The 17,166-nt window shown below is 48.1% G+C and carries 9 protein-coding genes; 8 read left to right on the forward strand and 1 reads right to left on the reverse strand.

Annotated features, from left to right (window positions below; translation table 11 throughout):
• Nucleotides 1-132: 132 nt before the first annotated feature.
• On the reverse strand, nucleotides 133-978 hold the full coding sequence (locus KJS94_RS01995) for a class I SAM-dependent methyltransferase (protein ID WP_214447080.1): 846 nt from the start codon (nucleotides 976-978) through the stop codon (nucleotides 133-135).
• 289 nt (nucleotides 979-1,267) lie between these two features.
• Between KJS94_RS01995 and KJS94_RS02000 the strand changes: the two genes are divergently transcribed.
• The 8 genes from KJS94_RS02000 to KJS94_RS02035 all read left to right on the forward strand — a co-directional run bounded on the left by KJS94_RS02000 (nucleotide 1,268) and on the right by KJS94_RS02035 (nucleotide 17,164).
• The gene (locus KJS94_RS02000; protein WP_214447081.1) at nucleotides 1,268-1,726 is read left to right on the forward strand and encodes a hypothetical protein; all 459 of its coding nucleotides are present in this window, start codon (nucleotides 1,268-1,270) and stop codon (nucleotides 1,724-1,726) included.
• A 269-nt stretch (nucleotides 1,727-1,995) separates the two neighbouring features.
• Nucleotides 1,996-3,006: a LacI family DNA-binding transcriptional regulator gene (locus KJS94_RS02005; protein WP_214447082.1), complete on the forward strand. Its 1,011-nt coding sequence runs from the start codon at nucleotides 1,996-1,998 to the stop codon at nucleotides 3,004-3,006.
• Between the two features lie 99 nt (nucleotides 3,007-3,105).
• Nucleotides 3,106-6,180 (forward strand): SusC/RagA family TonB-linked outer membrane protein, encoded by a 3,075-nt coding sequence (locus KJS94_RS02010; RefSeq protein WP_214447083.1) that lies wholly within the window; start codon nucleotides 3,106-3,108, stop codon nucleotides 6,178-6,180.
• Nucleotides 6,181-6,214: 34 nt separating this feature from the next.
• Entirely contained in the window at nucleotides 6,215-7,744 is a 1,530-nt protein-coding gene (locus KJS94_RS02015; protein WP_214447084.1) for a SusD/RagB family nutrient-binding outer membrane lipoprotein, read from the forward strand.
• Between the two features lie 166 nt (nucleotides 7,745-7,910).
• On the forward strand, nucleotides 7,911-11,204 hold the full coding sequence (locus KJS94_RS02020; protein WP_214447085.1) for a VCBS repeat-containing protein: 3,294 nt from the start codon (nucleotides 7,911-7,913) through the stop codon (nucleotides 11,202-11,204).
• A 10-nt stretch (nucleotides 11,205-11,214) separates the two neighbouring features.
• A complete protein-coding gene (locus KJS94_RS02025; RefSeq protein ID WP_214447086.1) occupies nucleotides 11,215-12,549 on the forward strand; it encodes a vanadium-dependent haloperoxidase in 1,335 nt (444 codons plus the stop codon).
• A 1-nt stretch (nucleotide 12,550) separates the two neighbouring features.
• A complete protein-coding gene (locus KJS94_RS02030) occupies nucleotides 12,551-14,806 on the forward strand; it encodes a GH92 family glycosyl hydrolase (RefSeq protein WP_214447087.1) in 2,256 nt (751 codons plus the stop codon).
• Between the two features lie 72 nt (nucleotides 14,807-14,878).
• Nucleotides 14,879-17,164: a GH92 family glycosyl hydrolase gene (locus KJS94_RS02035; RefSeq protein WP_214447088.1), complete on the forward strand. Its 2,286-nt coding sequence runs from the start codon at nucleotides 14,879-14,881 to the stop codon at nucleotides 17,162-17,164.
• Nucleotides 17,165-17,166: the final 2 nt, after the last annotated feature.

A 17,166-nucleotide genomic window follows, 5' to 3' on the forward strand; every position in this document is an offset into this window, starting at 1 on the left:
GCCAATCCTTTGCGCCCTCAAATACCCCTCAAAAGCCAACCAGCTTAGCGTTCTTCGCGCCTCCTCCGCGTCCTTTGCGTTACAAAATGAAACTGTATTCAAACAGGCTCCAAATTAGTTTCCTTACCGGAATTACTTAGTTCCACTTACGATCAAAGCGCCATAGTCGAGGTTCGCTTTTTTGTCGGGGCAGTGTTTTTCGACGAGTGCAAATACTTCCCGGCGGATTTTTTCTTTCATTGTATCGTCTGCCTTGCTAAGTGCCGACACTACCGGAGCCGCTACTTCATTCATGAAAGTCCAATAGTTTTCCGCATTGCCACAATGCATTTTGCCGTCGCTTTCTTTTTCTGTAACATTTTTCAATCCTGCCTCCCTGAAGATGCCGGCAAGCAATCCCGGTTGACCGCAACGGAACATACCTGGACTGCCTGGTGGAGGGGCTGGGATGGAAAGTTGTTTTTGTATGGTACCCATGATGGCAGCCACCCAGAAGTTTTTTTCAGGGGTGCCCCAGACAGCAGCGGAGAGCCGACCGCCAGGCTTTAATACCCTTGTCATTTCTTTTGCGGCCAGCTGCATATCCGGGAAGAACATGAATCCCATGCGGCAACTGATCGCATCGAAACTGTTGTCGTCAAATGGCAGTTCTGATACATCGCAAACCCGGGTCTCTACATTGTTCAACCCGCGCTTTAGCGCTTTGTCCCGTGCCACGGCCAACATTCCTTCGGCCAGGTCGGTGATCACTACTTTTCCTTTTTTAACAATGGTGGCAATGGAAAGCCCTGGTTCTCCTGTACCCCCTGCAATATCCAATACATGATCAGTTGCTTCCAGGTTCAATGCCCTGATGATCTCATCACCCATCGGTTGCAGGAAATCCATGGTGAAGTCATCCCATTTTTTCCAGCCGGGAGAGAATTTGTTCCAAACTTCTTTTTGCTGCTCCCGGATCAGTTCGAGTTGCGCATCCATAGTAATAATGTTTGGTGAAGAATGATCATAATCTACTGCTATTTTCTAGCACCCTTAGTTAACCCAATGTTATTAAATAGGCTGTTTTCAAAAGTGTTGCCTGGACTGATCCTGGATTGGGGTGAATGGATTTGATCCCATCTGGCGTTTGGAGGCAAAAGCCTTGAAGTTCAGTTGAGTGAGGGGCTATGCCTGTTGCGTTGGGTATTTTGGCATTTCATCATGGTTTGGTTTTTTCTATGGAATGGGGCTGGTTAGGTTTGTCTTTCTAAACACAAATCTTATAATTATGAATGAACAAGTGATCGCAAGAAGTGAATGGATAGCATCAGCAAAACTGATCATTACCCAGATCAGTGGTAAGGCAAGTATGCAGGATGTGGAACAATGGGAAGCATCCTTGCAAGAGGCATTGGCACAGGTGCCGGAGTATGGCGAGTTCAAAATTTTTGTCAATCTGTACGGCTTTAAGGCGGAGAATTTTGAAGTGCATAAGCGTTTCAGGAACATAGTGCCGCTTACCCTCGCTGAATATGGATGGCGGGTTGGTTACCTTGGTCTTTTTGAGGAAGAAGCAAAATCGCTGGTGATCAGTAATAAGCGGGGAATTACCTGCCTGGCCGCTGTGCATTGCCACCAGGATGAAACCAAGATCGCATTGTATGATGAGAAATACAGTAGTGATAGGGAGCGTTTCTTTATTGATCCTGTTGTTGCCGGGCAGTGGATCCGTGAATGGGTTGCCTGATGAACTGAACTCTTGCTGCCTGCTGGAAAGCTCCTGGGAAAATAATTGGACAGGCTGCTTCATTTGAACAAGTAAATTAATAGTGATACCTTAGCCAACGGAAGCAGTCAGTCCACCGGAAGTCAAACCGTCTTGCGTTTTGGCCTTTTTTATGCGCTGGATCAAGCGCGACAAACCATTGTACCTTTTCTCAAATTTTATTCCTGGCGGGTATAGAGCCTGATGAATACCTTGTCCGGGTTTGTTTGCAGGCAGCAACCAACGGCATCATGAAAAGAGTTTCTTTAAAGGATATTGCAAAAGAGGCAGGGGTATCTGTGACCACTGTCTCTTTTGTATTGAATAACAAGGCCAAGGAAAACCGTATCAGTGATGATGTGGCGGAAAGGGTGAAGAAAGTGATCCATGAGAAGAATTTCATTCCCAATGTGGTGGCCAGGGGACTCCGGACCGGCAAGACCAGTTCCATTGGCCTGGTGGTGGAGGATATCGGGAACAACTTCTTTGGTAATGTAGCCAAGAAGATCGAACTGACCGCCTACCGGCATGGGTATAAGGTTGTATTCACCAGTACCGATAATGATGAAAAGAAGGCCCATGACTTATTGCGCATGATGAAGCACCAGCTGGTGGATGGGTTTATCATTACCCCAACTGCCGGAATGAAGGATGACCTGGTCCAGTTGAAGAAGGAGCGTAAACCATTTGTATTGTTCGACCGCTATTTTTCAGATATAGAGACGAGTTATGTGGTACTGGATAATTTCCAGGGAGCTTATGACCTTACTACCTTCCTGGTGGGTAAGGGGTATAAGCAGATCGGTTTTGTTACAGTGGAAAGTGAGCTCAATGTACTGCAGCATCGCCTGGATGGTTATAAGCGATCGCTGGACGATCACTCAGTTAACTTCAACCCATCCCTGGTACTGGAAGTACCTTTCACGGAGTCAGAAGGGGAGTGGCACAACCTGCTCGCAGCCTTCTTTGACCGCAACCCGGAAATGGATGCCATTTTCTTTGCTACCAACTACCTGGGCATTGCCGGACTTGAATACGTTCTGGAGAAAGGCCTGAACATCCCCGATGATATTGCCCTGGTAAGTTTTGATGACCACGACCTGTTCCGCCTTATCCGTCCATCCATCACAGTTGTCGCTCAACCCATCGAAAAGCTCGCTGATAAAGCAATCGAGGTGCTCATGCAGCTAATTACCGATAAGGAGTTGCCTGTTATACAGGAAAAAGTCAGTCCCTCCCTCATAATCCGCGACTCTGCATAAAAACACTTTAAAATATTTTTGTTTGTAAAAAAATTTATTAACTTGCTTTATCGTTTTACCTGACTGCTAAAACGATTTAACACCAAAAAAAACCAATTTATGAGACGACTGCTTCTAGCGGTGCTATGCCTTGTCATATGCCCGTTACTGCTACTCGCGCAAACGCGCCAGATCAACGGCACCGTTGTGGACGCTTCCAACAACCAGGGTGTCATCTCCGCCACAGTTAAAGTAAAGGGAACAAACATCAGCACTGCCACAGATGCTGACGGCCGCTTTTCCCTGAATGTACCTACCGGTCCTATCGTACTGGAGGTTTCTTCCATTGGCTTTGGTACAGTAGCCTACAATGTAGGGGCTACTGACAACAACATTTCCGTCTCCCTCAGCCAGGCTGGCAAGCAAATGGATGAGGTAGTGGTTACGGCCCTGGGTATCCGAAAAGAGAAAAAGGCCCTGGGTTATGCCATTTCTGAAGTAAAAGGTGATGAGCTTACCCAGGCCAGGACCAACAGTGTTGCCATGGGCCTTGTGGGTAAGGTGCCGGGCCTGAACGTAGCAGCTACTGCTACTGGTGCCGGTGGTTCAACCCGTGTAGTATTGAGGGGTAATACTTCTATCTCTGATAATAACCAGCCACTCTATGTTGTGGACGGTATTCCCATTGATAACTCCAACCGTGGTAATGCCGGTGAGTGGGGTGGTCGTGATGCCGGTGATGGTATCCAGATGCTGAACCCCGATGAAATTGAATCCATGTCCGTACTGAAAGGCGGTAATGCGGCTGCATTGTATGGTGCCCGTGCCTCTGCCGGTGTGATCCTGATCACTACCAAGAAGGGTTCCAAGCGCAAGGGCCTGGGTATGGAATTCAATTCCAACTTCCAGGTTGAATCAGTGATGAACCTAACTGATTATCAGTATGAGTATGGTCATGGTATCAATGGCCAGGCGCCTACACAGGCCCAGGCCAACAATATTCCATTGAACAGCTGGGGTGGTAGGCTGGATGGCAGCCAGGTGTACCAGTGGGATGGTGTACAGCGTCCTTACGTTGCGCAGAAGAACAATATCAAGAACTTTTATGATAATGGTACCAACTGGAACAATACCATCTCCATGTATGGTGGTTCAGACAGGATGACCTATAACTTCTCTATTTCTGACCTGAACAATAAGAGCGTTATCCCCAATTCAACCTTGCGCAGGAACAACTTCGCAGCGAACATTGGAATGACGCCAATTGATAACCTGACTGTTAACCTGAGTGCCAGGTATATCAGGGAAAGGACCAAGAACCGTCCCCGTTTGTCTGACTCCCCGGGTAACGCCAACTTCACCATTGGTATCATGCCTACCAGCTGGGATGAGGCTACCTTCAAGGAAAGCAAGTATGACCCCATTACCGGTGGTGAAGCGAAGTTCAACAGCAACCCATTCGTTACCAACCCTTATTGGGCTGTTGAAGATTTCCAGCAGAATGATTCCCGTGACAGGTTGATCGGTGCTGTTGAAGCCCGCTACGACATCAACAAGTGGTTGTATGTACGCGGTCGTATCGGTACTGACCAGTACACCCGTTACAATTTTGAAGTAACCCCAACCGGTACCCAGTATTCTCCTGGTGGCCAGATCAATGACCAAAGCACCACTCGTTTCCGTGAATTCAACGGTGAATGGTTGGTAGGTGGTCGCCATGATATTGGCAGCAAGTTCGGCATCGACGCCTTTGTTGGTGGTAACGCCATGAAGCAGATCGATGAAGTGCAGGGTTATAATGGTAACAACTTCTTTGCCCCTGGTTTCTACAATATCAATAACCTCGAGCAGAAGAACACTTACTACGGTTATCGTGAGAAGCGCATCAACTCATTATTCGGTTCTGCTGAATTCTCCTATAACAAGTACCTGTTCCTGACCCTTACTGGTCGTAACGACTGGTATTCTACCCTCCCGGTTGATAATGCATCCCTGTTCTATCCTTCAGTATCTGCCAGCTTCATCCTCTCTGATGCCCTTAAGCTGCCAACACTGTTTGACTATGCTAAAGTGAGGGCTTCATGGGCTCAAGTGGGTGGCGACCGTAACCCTTATGGCCTGACCCTGCCTTATAGTGTTGCCAGTGCAACCTATGGTGGATTGCCTGTAGGTAACATTGCAACCAATACCATTCCTAACCAAAACCTGCGTCCTTACCTGGTTACTTCCTACGAATTTGGTGTGGAAGCCAGGATGCTGAAGAACAGGTTGGGAATTGACCTGACCTTCTATGACAAGAGGACCACTGACGATATCATCAACAGCCGTATTTCCCAGACCTCTGGTTTCGGTGATGTATTGATCAACGTAGGTGAGGTGAGCAACAAGGGCGTTGAACTCTTGCTGACCGGTACTCCTATCCAGAGCAAGAAACTGACCTGGGATGTGAGCTTCAACCTCGGTTACAATAAGAGCGTAGTTGAAAAGATCTCCGACCAGCTGACCTCTGCCCGTATCGCGAATGCCCGTTCACTGACCGCCTTCATTGAGCACAGGACCGGTATGCCTTTCGGCCAGGTGGTAGCTATTGACTACAAACGCGATGCCCAGGGTAATATCCTGTTGAAGGATGGTTTCCCCCAGCGTGGTGAGCAGAAGACCTATGGTACTGGTGTTGCACCTTATACATGGGGCTTTAATAACGCCTTCCGTTTTGGCAACTTCAACTTCGAATTCCTGATCGATGGCCGCTGGGGTGGTTATATGTACTCCGGTACCAACGACTTTGCAACTTTCCGTGGTTTGCACAAGCAAACAGTGGATGGACGTGATGAAGGAATCGTTGCTGATGGTGTAGATGAAGTGACAGGTGCCAAGAACACCGTAAGGGTTGCTGTTCAGGATTACTGGCAGCGTGTTGGTCTGAACATTTCTTCTCCTTTCGTTTACAAGTCTGATTTCATCAAATTGAGGCAGATCATCTTTGGTTACAGGTTCCCTGAAAACCTTACCAAGAAGACTCCGTTCAAAGGTGCCAGCATTTCATTGGTTGGTCGCAACCTGCTGATCATTTCCAAGGATACCCCGAACATCGATCCGGAATCTACCTACAACTCTACCAACGGGCAGGGTCTGGAATGGTATGGTGCTCCGCCGGTTCGTTCTTTTGGTGTTAACCTGAACCTGAAATTCTGATAAGAAGGTAATCTGAACTCAAAAAAGTATTAACATGAAACTTAATAAAATAATATATGGTGCATTGATTGGGGCGATCAGCCTTACCGGATGTACCAAGGACTTTGAAACGGTCAATATTGACCCGACCACCCAGACAGACCTGGCCACCGACATGTTGTTCACCCAAACCACCCTTGCCGTTTCCGGTGGTGAATACGAAGCATGGCGTACCAACCTGATCTATAATAGCCAGTTCATCCAGCAGTTTGCTTCACTGGCATGGCCCCAGGGTGACAAATATAATTTTGATGAAGGCTATAACTCTGCCCTATGGGATGCCTATTATGGCAATGCCATCAAAGGCCTGGTGAACCTGGTTGAGAAGACCAAGGAGTCAGCCATTGATGTAAACTATAACAGTGCTGCAAGGATATTGAAGGCCTACGCCTTCCTTCGCCTGACCGATAGCTATGGTGATATTCCTTATTCCCAGGCTGGTAAGGGTTACACTGAAGGTATCTTTGCTCCCGTTTATGATGAGCAGAAGAATATCCTGGCTGATATCATCAATGAATTGGATGCTGCCGCCAAGGCTTTCGATGCATCCAAACCTTTCAAGGGTGATGTGACCAGCAATGGAGCTAGCATTGACAAATGGAAGAAGACAGCATATTCCCTGATGGTGCGTGCCGCCATGAGGATGTCCAAGAAAGCCCCCGCAGATGCCGAAGCTGGTGTTAAGAAGGCTGTTGCCGGTGGTGTGTTCGCTTCTACTGAAGAGTCTTTCTACATCAAGCATCTTTCTGGCGTGTATGCTAACCCCAACAGTATCGTTCTGGGATATTTTGCCGGTGGTCGTAATGAACTTTCCGCGAACTCCTTCAAGTTCTCCAAACTGTTCATTGACTGGCTCAAGGCTAAGAATGATCCCCGCCTGAAGATCCTTTCAGTAGTGAGAACTGGTCCAACCAATAGCCCAACCATTGGAGTAGAGGATGATAATCCTGCTATCCAGAAAGGTTTGCAAAGTGGTACCGATGGCCAGACCGTAAATGATATCGCCACTTATTCCCAACTGCGTTCAGACTTTGCGGATGCAGATGTGCCCAATTTCCTGGTGACCTACAGTGAGACCATGCTGTTGCTGGCGGAAGCAAGGCAAAGGAATTGGATCACTACCGGAACCGTTAGTGAATACTACAAGGCTGGCGTGCGTTCTGCCATTGATCAGCTAAAGCTTTATGGCGCTCCCGCTTCCATTTTTGATGAAGCAGCCATCACTGCCTATGTGAATGGGCTGACCCTGCCTGGAGACGCAGCTGGAATCCTGAAGGATATCAACGAACAATATTATGTAGCATCCTTCCTGGATGCATATGAATCCCATGCCAACTGGCGTCGTTCCGGACATCCCCAGTTAACCCCGGTTAACTTCCCCGGTAACTACACCAATGGGCAGATCCCCCGCAGGTTCCAGTATCCTGCGAGCGAGAATGGCCTGAATGGTGCCAACCTGGAGGCTGCTATCGCCCGCCAGGGTGCCAACACCTGGACTACCCGCGTGTGGTGGGATGCCAACTAAGTTGAATACCGGCATTTTTTAGTTAGAGCAAGCATCAGTATTCGTTTTGGTTAAATGTCGGGTAGGTCTCTACCCGACATATTTTTTCCAATCCTTACCTTGTAGTATGGCCAAAGGATTACTGATCGAAAGGGTAATGATAATTCCCTTCCTTAAACACCCATATATGTTATTTCCACTCATCAACCGAATGATCATTGGTTGTGCTGTGCTGTTACTGGCTACAGGACTGCGTGCGCAAGATGAGCGGTTATTCACTTCCCTTTCCCCTGCTGAAACAGGCGTACTGTTCCAGAATAAACTGGTGGAATCGGCTGAACTCAATATCATCACCTATGAGTATTATTACAATGGCGGTGGGGTGGCTGCCGGTGATTTCAATAATGACGGGCTGACCGACCTGTATTTTACTTCCAATATCCAACCCAATAAGCTTTACCTCAATAAAGGGAACTTCAGGTTTGAAGATATCACCCGGACAGCCGGTGTGGCCGGCAGGCCGGGATGGAAGACCGGTGTGTCTGTCGCTGATGTGAATGGCGACGGTTTCCTCGATATTTACGTATGTTACTCAGGTGATGTAGATCCTGAGTACCGATCCAACCAACTCTTCATCAATAATGGCAACCTGACCTTTACGGACCGTGCAAAGGAGATGGGAGCGGATGATAAGGGGCACAGTACCCATGCGGCTTTCTTTGATTATGACCGCGATGGCGATCTTGACCTTTTTGTATTGAACCATAACATCAAGAACCTCCGGAATTTTGATGCTGCCTTCGTTAAGAAGATGGTAGATCCCGATGCCGGTGATCACCTATATGAAAATATCAATGGCAAATTCACGGATGTTACCCAACATGCCGGGATCATTGCCAATCCCCTTGGCTATGGCCTCGGTGTAAACATTGCAGACATCAACAATGATGGCTGGCCGGATATTTATGTTTCCAATGATTATGTGGAGGAAGATTACCTCTATATCAATAACCGTAATGGTACATTTAAAGAACAACTAAAGACATCATTCGGGCATTTGTCCAATTTCTCCATGGGTGTGGACATTGCCGATATCAATAATGACGGCCATACCGATATCTATACCCTGGATATGCTACCGGAAGATAACCGGAGACAAAAATTATTGTATGCGCCTGATAATTATGAACTGTATAACAATACACTTGCCAATGGATTCTACCACCAGCTCATGCGCAATATGCTGCAGCTGAACAACGGGAATGGCACTTTCAGTGAGATCGGCCAGTACAGCGGGGTATCCAATACAGACTGGAGCTGGGCGGCATTGCTGGCAGACTATAATAACGACGGCTGGAAGGACCTTTTCGTGACCAATGGTTATGGTCGGGATATGATCAATCGCGACTTCATGAAGTTCTATGCCAATGAGCGTCTCAAACATTTACAGGGAAAGACCGATAGCCGCATGTTCCAGATGTTGCAAGGTATCAAGTCTACCCCACTCCATAATTACATTTTTGAGAACAGGGATGGATTACAGTTCAGGGACAGGTCTGTTGACTGGGGATTTGAGGAACTGAATTTCTCTCACGGTGCCGTATATGCGGACCTCGACAATGATGGCGACCTGGACCTGGTCATGAACAGGATGAACCAGGAGGCCGGTATATACCGTAACAATACCAGGGAACGTCGGTTGGGTGGTAATTACCTTAAAGTAGCCCTTAAGGGTCCGGGTGGGAATTCATTCACCATCGGCGCCCGTGTTACCGTTCATGCAGGCGGCCGGCAGTATGTCCTGGAGAATTATCCGGTACATGGATTCCAGTCATCCATGCAGGAGCCCTTACACTTTGGATTCCCGGTAAGCAAGGTGGATACTGTGATAGTGAGATGGCCTGACGGGACTTACCAAATGATCACCGCTAATATTCCAGTGAATGGGCTATTGTCGATCAGTAAGGATAATGCTACTGCTACAGGCATGCCATCCGCTAAAAGGCCCGTTCCGGTTTTTGGGGTGATCGGTCCTAAACTCCAATACCAGCATAAAGAAGACCTGGTGAATGATTTCAAGATCCAGCCATTGATGCCCAATATGCTTTCTTATTCAGGTCCCAGGATCGCCAGGGCCGATGTGAATGGTGATAAACTGGAAGATATTTATATCTGTGGGCCAAAAGGCCAGGCGGGCACATTGTTCCTGCAACAGAAGGATGGTAGTTTCCAGCCATCGAAGCAGCAGGCGATTGAGAAGGACGCTGATGCAGAAGATTGCGGGGCAGTATTCTTCGATGCCGACAAGGATGGCGATATGGACCTTTATGTAGTGAGTGGTGGTTATGCATTTGAAGAAGGGGAGGCCAGTTTGCAGGACAGGCTTTACTTTAACCTGAACGGGAATTTTGAAAAATATGCCGGAACCCTGCCGTCGGAAACCAATTCCGGTTCTGTGGTATTACCCATTGATCTGGAAGGGGATGGTGACCAGGACCTTTTCATTGGCTCAAGGGTGATACCCGGGAAGTATCCTGAGCTTCCTGCTTCTTCTATCCTGGTCAATGATGGTAAAGGGAATTTTACCTCACTGGCACAAGAAAAGGCTCCGCAGTTGACCAGGCTTGGACTTGTTACTGATGCCGTTTGGGCAGATATCGACAAGGACAGTCAGCCTGAGTTGATCGTTTGTGGGGAGTGGATGCGCCTGCGCGCCTTCAGGATGGTGAATGGTAAACTGGAAGAACTAACCACAAAGCTATTCAATGATGCATTGAATGGTTGGTGGAACCGTTTGTCACTCGCTGACCTGGATAAAGATGGGGATCTCGACCTGGTAGCAGGAAACTGGGGACTCAACAGCCAGCTTAAGGCCAATGAGAAAGAGCCGATTGATTTGTACTATGGCGATTTTGATGGCAATGGTTTTGTGGATCCCCTGTTGTGTTATTATATCCAGGGGAAGTCTTATCCCATGGCTTCCAGGGATGAAATGACCGACCAGATGGTAAGCCTTCGCCAGCGATTCCCCACCTATGACAGTTATGCTGATGCGACCATTTCCGATATCCTTTCAGCGGAGCAATTGCAATCGGCCAGTCAACTAAGTGCCAATTATCTTCAAACCACATGGTTCGAAAACAAGGATGGAAAATTTTATGTAAGGGAATTGCCAGCCCAGGCCAATTTCAGTCCGGTCTACGCTATTCATGTGGATGATTACAATATGGATGGCAACCCGGATATCCTTCTTGGGGGTAATATCGAGCAGGTAAGGATCAAGATCGGCAAGATCGATGCCAGCTTCGGCACCCTGTTGCTGGGGGATGGCAAGGGCGGTTTCAGGTATCTGAACCAGTCGGAGGCAGGGTTGAACATCAATGGTTGTATCCGGGACATCATCAGCATAAACGGGGAGAAAGGTAAGCGCGCATTAATGATTGGGTTGAACAATGCTGCGCCGGTATTCCTAACCTACTAACAAAGAAAGAATGAGATTGCTTGTTTTGGTTATGGTTTCGCTGTTGTTGCCGGCTGTGATGAATGCACAGTCCGGGAAGGGGAAGCCTTCATTGGCCTATACCTCTACCCTGAAGAAAGTGACGGATGTGATGGTAAACGACGTTACATCTCCTGTTGCAGCGAGCCGGTATTATGCCTATATCAACCTGGCAGCCTATGAGGCCGCTTCCTTATACAGGCCCACAGTGTATCCATCCTTTCACCAGCAGCTCAATAAGTACAACAGTTTAGCCGTTCCGGATAGCCTCCTGAAAGAAACTGATTCCAGCCTGGTGGTCCTGCTGACCATCCTTAAAACCGGACAGCGGTTATTGCCTTCCGGTTATATGATGAAAGCAGTCATTGACTCATTGACCAGTGCGTACCTGCAACAACCGGATGCCCAAAGGAAATATGTCCGTTCGGCTGATATTGCCTATATGGTCACCACACATGTGGCTGCTTATGCAAAGGCGGATGGGTTTACCCGACTCAATAACCTGCCCAGGTATACCCCAAAGGAGGGGGATGGATTCTGGAAGCCAACGCCTCCTGGATTCATTTGGCCTATTGAGCCCCATTGGCGCACCTTGCGTCCCTTTACCCTGGATTCTGCGGCACAATACAAAACCAGGCCACCTGCTCCTTATGATACTGTTGCGAGTTCATCCTTCTACCAGCAATTAAAGGAGGTGTATGATTACGGGAAGAAAGCCACAGCAGAACAAAAGGAGATCGCCATGTATTGGGACTGCAATCCATTTGCTATCCAGCAGATCGGTCATGTGGAATTTGGTTTGAAGAAGATATCACCCGGTGGGCATTGGATCGGTATTACCGGCATTGCCTGCCGCATGCAACAATTGTCCATGGGACAGACCGCCTATGTTCATGCATTAGTGAGTTTTGCCCTGGCAGATGCCTTCATAGCCTGTTGGGATGAAAAATACAGGAGTGATCGGGTGCGACCGGAGACAGTGATTCACCAGCTGATGGACCAGATGTGGATGCCATTGTTGCAAACGCCACCATTCCCTGAATATGTATCAGGACATAGTGTGGCATCAACTGCAGCAGCAGAAGTGCTCACGAAATTATTTGGTGACAGGTTTGCCTTTACAGACAATACTGAAGTGGAATTCGGACTGAAAGAGAGGGCATTCCCTTCCTTCAGGGCGGCAGCTGCCGAAGCGGCCATATCCAGGCTATACGGCGGTATTCATTACAGGGATGCTATAACCGAAGGGGAGTGGCTCGGCAAGAAGGTCGGGGAACACCTTATCAGTCGATTGTCTGCATATTTTTTAACCCTTAGCAAGAAATAAAATGGTTAGTTGGCTCAGAGCAAGTTTTTCTGTATTGGTTCTTGGACTGGTTACGTCCTGTGGTGATCATCAAAAAGAAGTTGATGCACCTGACCTGACCAGTTATGTGGATCCCTTTATCGGGACGGCCGCACATGGCCATGTTTTCCTTGGGGCCAATCTGCCCTTCGGCCTGGTGCAATTGGGGCCTTCCAATATTTTTGAAGGATGGGACTGGTGCAGTGGCTACAATTACAGCAGCAACACCATAGTTGGATTTTCGCATATGCATCTCAGTGGTACAGGGATCGGTGACCTGAATGATATCCTGGTGATGCCAACAACCGGGAAACTTTACCTCAATGAAGGGACAAAGGATAATTTGGAAGAAGGTTACCTGTCTACCTTTAGCCATGATAAGGAGGAATGCCAGCCAGGTTACTATAAGGTGTTCCTGGAAAAGTACAAGATCACGGCAGAGCTGACTGCCACCGAGCGGGGTGGTTACCACAGGTACAACTATGCCCAGGACGATACATCCAATGTTTTATTGAATCTTGATTATGGTGTGGGTTGGGACAAGACGGTGAAGGCCGGTGTGAAAAAGTTGAATGACTCTACTATTGCCGGTTATCGATATTCCACCGGTTGGGCTACTGACCAGCGCATCTATTTTACAGCAGTATTCTCCCAGCCCATCCTTTCAGCCGGTATTTATAAGGGTGATACCCTCCAGGCCGGGGAGCAATTGGACGGTGAAAAGTTAAAGGCTGTCCTGAAGTTCGCAGTGAAGAAGGATCGTCCCCTGGAAATGAAGATCGCCTTGTCGCCGGTAAGTGAGGCCAATGCGGCCATTAACCTGAAAGAGGAGATGGGCGGTCGCAGTTTTGACCTAGTTAAAGCTGCTGCAAAGTCCAAATGGAATGAAGCCTTGTCGAGGATCAGCTTCAACGCAGATGGGCAGACGAAGAAGGTCTTCTATACGGCCATGTACCATAGCATGTTCGCTCCCTCCGTTTTCAATGATGTAAATGGTGATTACCTCGGTACAGATAAAAAGGTATATGCCAAAGCCGGATTTACCAATTACACGACCTTTTCGCTTTGGGATACCTACAGGGCCCTGCATCCATTGTATACCATTACGCAGCCGGAGCGGGTGAATGATATGGTGAAGACCTTCCTGGCCATTTACCAGCAACAGGGCAGGTTGCCGGTTTGGCACCTGATGGGTAATGAGACCAATACCATGAACGGGAATCATTCCATCCCGGTGATGGTAGATGCCTATCTCAAGGGATTCCGGGATTACGATACTGTTTTGGCTTATGAGGCAATAAGGAAAACAGCCATGCAGCAACGTGATGGCATGAACTATATCCAGCAGTTGAAGTATATCCCGGCAGACAGCCTTTTTGAATCCGTAGCGAATGCATTGGAATATGCGATAGACGATTGGTGTGTGGCACAAATGGCCAGGGCCATGGGCAAGGAGGATGACTATGCCTACTTCACTAAAAGGGCTGAATTATACAAGCAATACTTTGATTCAAACAGGCAATTCATGAGGGGAAAGTTGGCGAATGGACAATGGCGCGAACCTTTCGATCCTTTTTCCTCTTCCCATCGTAAGGATGATTATGTGGAAGGCAATGCCTGGCAATACACCTGGCTGGTTCCCCATGATCCCCATGGCCTGATCGGGTTGTTCGGCGGGGATAAGGCTTTCACGAATAAACTGGACTCCCTATTTGTAGTGAGCGGTCATATGGGTAAGGATGCATCGCCCGATATCAGTGGCTTGATCGGCCAATATGCCCAAGGTAATGAGCCCAACCACCATATTCCCTATCTCTATGCCTTTGCCGGCGAACAATGGAAGACCGCTTCCCTGGTTCGGCAGATCGCGGATACCTTCTATACTGCAAAACCCGACGGGATTTGTGGTAACGAAGACCTTGGGCAGATGTCGGCCTGGTACATCTTCTCTTCCATGGGCTTTTACCCGGTTAATCCTGCCAATGGGACCTATGTATTGGGAAGCCCGTTGATGGACAAGGCTACCATCAGGCTGGGAGGCAACAAAAGTTTCACCATAATAGCTAAGAACAATAGTAAAGGGAATAAGTACATCCAGAAAGTTGAATATAACGGTAAGGAATATTCGAAAACCTATATTACCCACGATATGATCAGGAGTGGAGGGGAGTTGACCTTGTATATGGGCCCTGCGCCAAATAAGCAATGGGGCGTAAGGAAAGAGGACCGGCCGGGATGATACCCGGTTGTAATGGTATTGTTTTTTGACTCAATGGATGAAAAATAAAATTGACAATCTGAAAATACGAATATGAAAAGACCAGGAATTCTATTGGCAGGGTTGATATCACTGGTGTCGGGAATTAAAGCGCAGGTTAATGGCTTTGATCCTGTTGAGTTGGTCAATCCGCTCATGGGAACGCAATCCCTATTCAGCCTTTCTAACGGGAATACCTATCCGGCCATCGCAAGGCCATGGGGGATGAATTTCTGGACTCCCCAGACCGGTAAGATGGGCGATGGATGGGCCTACGTATACACTGCAGAAAAGATCAGGGGTTTCAAACAAACCCACCAGCCTTCCCCCTGGATGAATGATTATGGCCAGTTCTCCATCATGCCCGTTACGGGTAAGCTACAGTTCAACCAGGACAAACGGGCGAGTTGGTTCAGTCATAAGGCAGAGGTGGTGAAGCCCCATTATTATAGCGTTTACCTGGCCGATCATGATGTGACCACGGAACTTACCGCCACAGAAAGGGCCGCACAGTTCAGGATCAGTTTTCCTACAACCGATAGCGCTTTCATAGTGGTGGATGCTTTTGACAATGGATCCTATATAAAGATCCTTCCTGCGGAAAGGAAGATTGTTGGCTATACCACCCGTAACAGCGGAGGGGTTACCGCCAACTTCAGGAACTATTTTGTTTTGCAATTTGATAAATCGTTTTCGCAAGCCCATACCTGGCATGATTCAGTTCTGGTGAAAAGTGGCTTGGAGATGAAGGCCGATCATGCAGGAGCAGTAGTGGCCTTTTCCACCAGGAAAGGAGAGCCTGTCCATGTGAAAGTAGCTTCTTCCTTCATCAGCCTGGATCAGGCTGAGCGGAACCTGGTGAATGAGGTGGGCAACCAGGGATTTGATGCCACTGTCAATGCTTCTAAGAAAGAGTGGAACAAGGTGCTGGGCAGGGTAAAGGCTGAAGGCGGAACTACAGAGCAACTCAGGACCTTCTATTCCTGCCTTTACCGGACCGTATGTTTTCCGCAGAAGCATTATGAACTGGATGCGGCCGGGAAACCCATGCATTATAGTCCTTATACAGGTGAGGTGTTACCTGGTTATTTCTATGCCGGCACCGGCTTCTGGGATACCTTCAGGGCCCTGTACCCGTTGCTGAACCTGCTTTATCCATCCATTAATGTGGAGATGCAGGAAGGATTGGTGAATGCCTATAAGGAGGGCGGTTACCTTCCTGAATGGTCCAGCCCGGGATTCCGGAATGTGATGGTAGGCAATAACTCTGCATCGGTAGTGGCAGATGCCTACCTCAAAGGCCTGCGGGGTTATGATATCCAAACCCTTTATAAGGCATTGCTGCATGGCGCAAATAGTGAAGGCCCGATGGATGCAGTAGGAAGAAGGGGGGTGAAGTACTATAATGAATTGGGTTATGTTCCATACGACGTCAAGATCAACGAGAACGCGGCACGTACCCTTGAATATGCCTATGATGATTTTACCATCTGGCAGTTGGCCAAGGCGCTGAACCGTCCTAAGGAGGAGATCGCGCTTTATGAAAAACGGATGCTCAATTACCGGAACCTATACGATCCTGCATTCAAGTTGATGCACGGCAGGATGAAGGATGGAAGTTTCTCACCCAATTTCAATCCATTCAAATGGGGGGATGCTTTTACTGAAGGGAATAGCTGGCACTATAGCTGGAGTGTATTCCATGATATCCAGGGACTCATTAACCTGATGGGCGGGGAGAAGGAATTCGTTTCCATGCTCGATTCTGTCTTCAGCATGCCACCCGCTTTTGATGATTCCTATTATGGATTCCCCATCCATGAGATCCGGGAAATGCAGATCATGAACATGGGCCAGTATGCGCATGGCAACCAGCCGATCCAGCACATGATCTACCTCTACAATTATGCCGGACAACCCTGGAAGACGCAATACTGGACCAGGGAGGTGATGAACCGCCTGTACAAGCCTGAACCGGATGGCTATTGCGGGGATGAGGACAATGGCCAGACCTCTGCCTGGTATATTTTTTCCGCTATGGGTTTTTATCCTGTATGTCCGGGAACCGACCAATACGTGTTGGGTGCCCCACTTTTCAGGAAACTCACCCTGCAACTAGAGAATGGCAAACAGGTCCTGATCAATGCCGCTGCGAATTCAGCTACTAACAAATATGTACAAACGCTTTTCTGGAATGGCCGTCAATACGACAAGAACTTTATCAGCCATTTCGACCTGTTAAAGGGTGCCAGCCTTGATTTCAGGATGGCTTCGATTCCCAATAAAAAACGTGGTGTTGATGCATCCGCTTATCCCTATTCCTATTCAACCAAAAAATAATT

Origin of the sequence: Flavihumibacter rivuli (assembly GCF_018595685.2) — a bacterium.
GTDB lineage: Bacteria > Bacteroidota > Bacteroidia > Chitinophagales > Chitinophagaceae > Flavihumibacter > Flavihumibacter rivuli.

Bases quoted from the DNA above. Each gene is read 5' to 3' on its own strand.
- KJS94_RS02035 (WP_214447088.1), top strand. From the start codon at position 14,879: ATGAAAAGACCAGGAATTCTATTGGCAGGGTTGATATCACTGGTGTCG.
- KJS94_RS02000 (WP_214447081.1), top strand. From the start codon at position 1,268: ATGAATGAACAAGTGATCGCAAGAAGTGAATGGATAGCATCAGCAAAA.
- KJS94_RS01995 (WP_214447080.1), bottom strand. From the start codon at position 978: ATGGATGCGCAACTCGAACTGATCCGGGAGCAGCAAAAAGAAGTTTGG.
- KJS94_RS02020 (WP_214447085.1), top strand. From the start codon at position 7,911: ATGTTATTTCCACTCATCAACCGAATGATCATTGGTTGTGCTGTGCTG.
- KJS94_RS02010 (WP_214447083.1), top strand. From the start codon at position 3,106: ATGAGACGACTGCTTCTAGCGGTGCTATGCCTTGTCATATGCCCGTTA.
- KJS94_RS02005 (WP_214447082.1), top strand. From the start codon at position 1,996: ATGAAAAGAGTTTCTTTAAAGGATATTGCAAAAGAGGCAGGGGTATCT.
- KJS94_RS02025 (WP_214447086.1), top strand. From the start codon at position 11,215: ATGAGATTGCTTGTTTTGGTTATGGTTTCGCTGTTGTTGCCGGCTGTG.
- KJS94_RS02015 (WP_214447084.1), top strand. From the start codon at position 6,215: ATGAAACTTAATAAAATAATATATGGTGCATTGATTGGGGCGATCAGC.
- KJS94_RS02030 (WP_214447087.1), top strand. From the start codon at position 12,551: ATGGTTAGTTGGCTCAGAGCAAGTTTTTCTGTATTGGTTCTTGGACTG.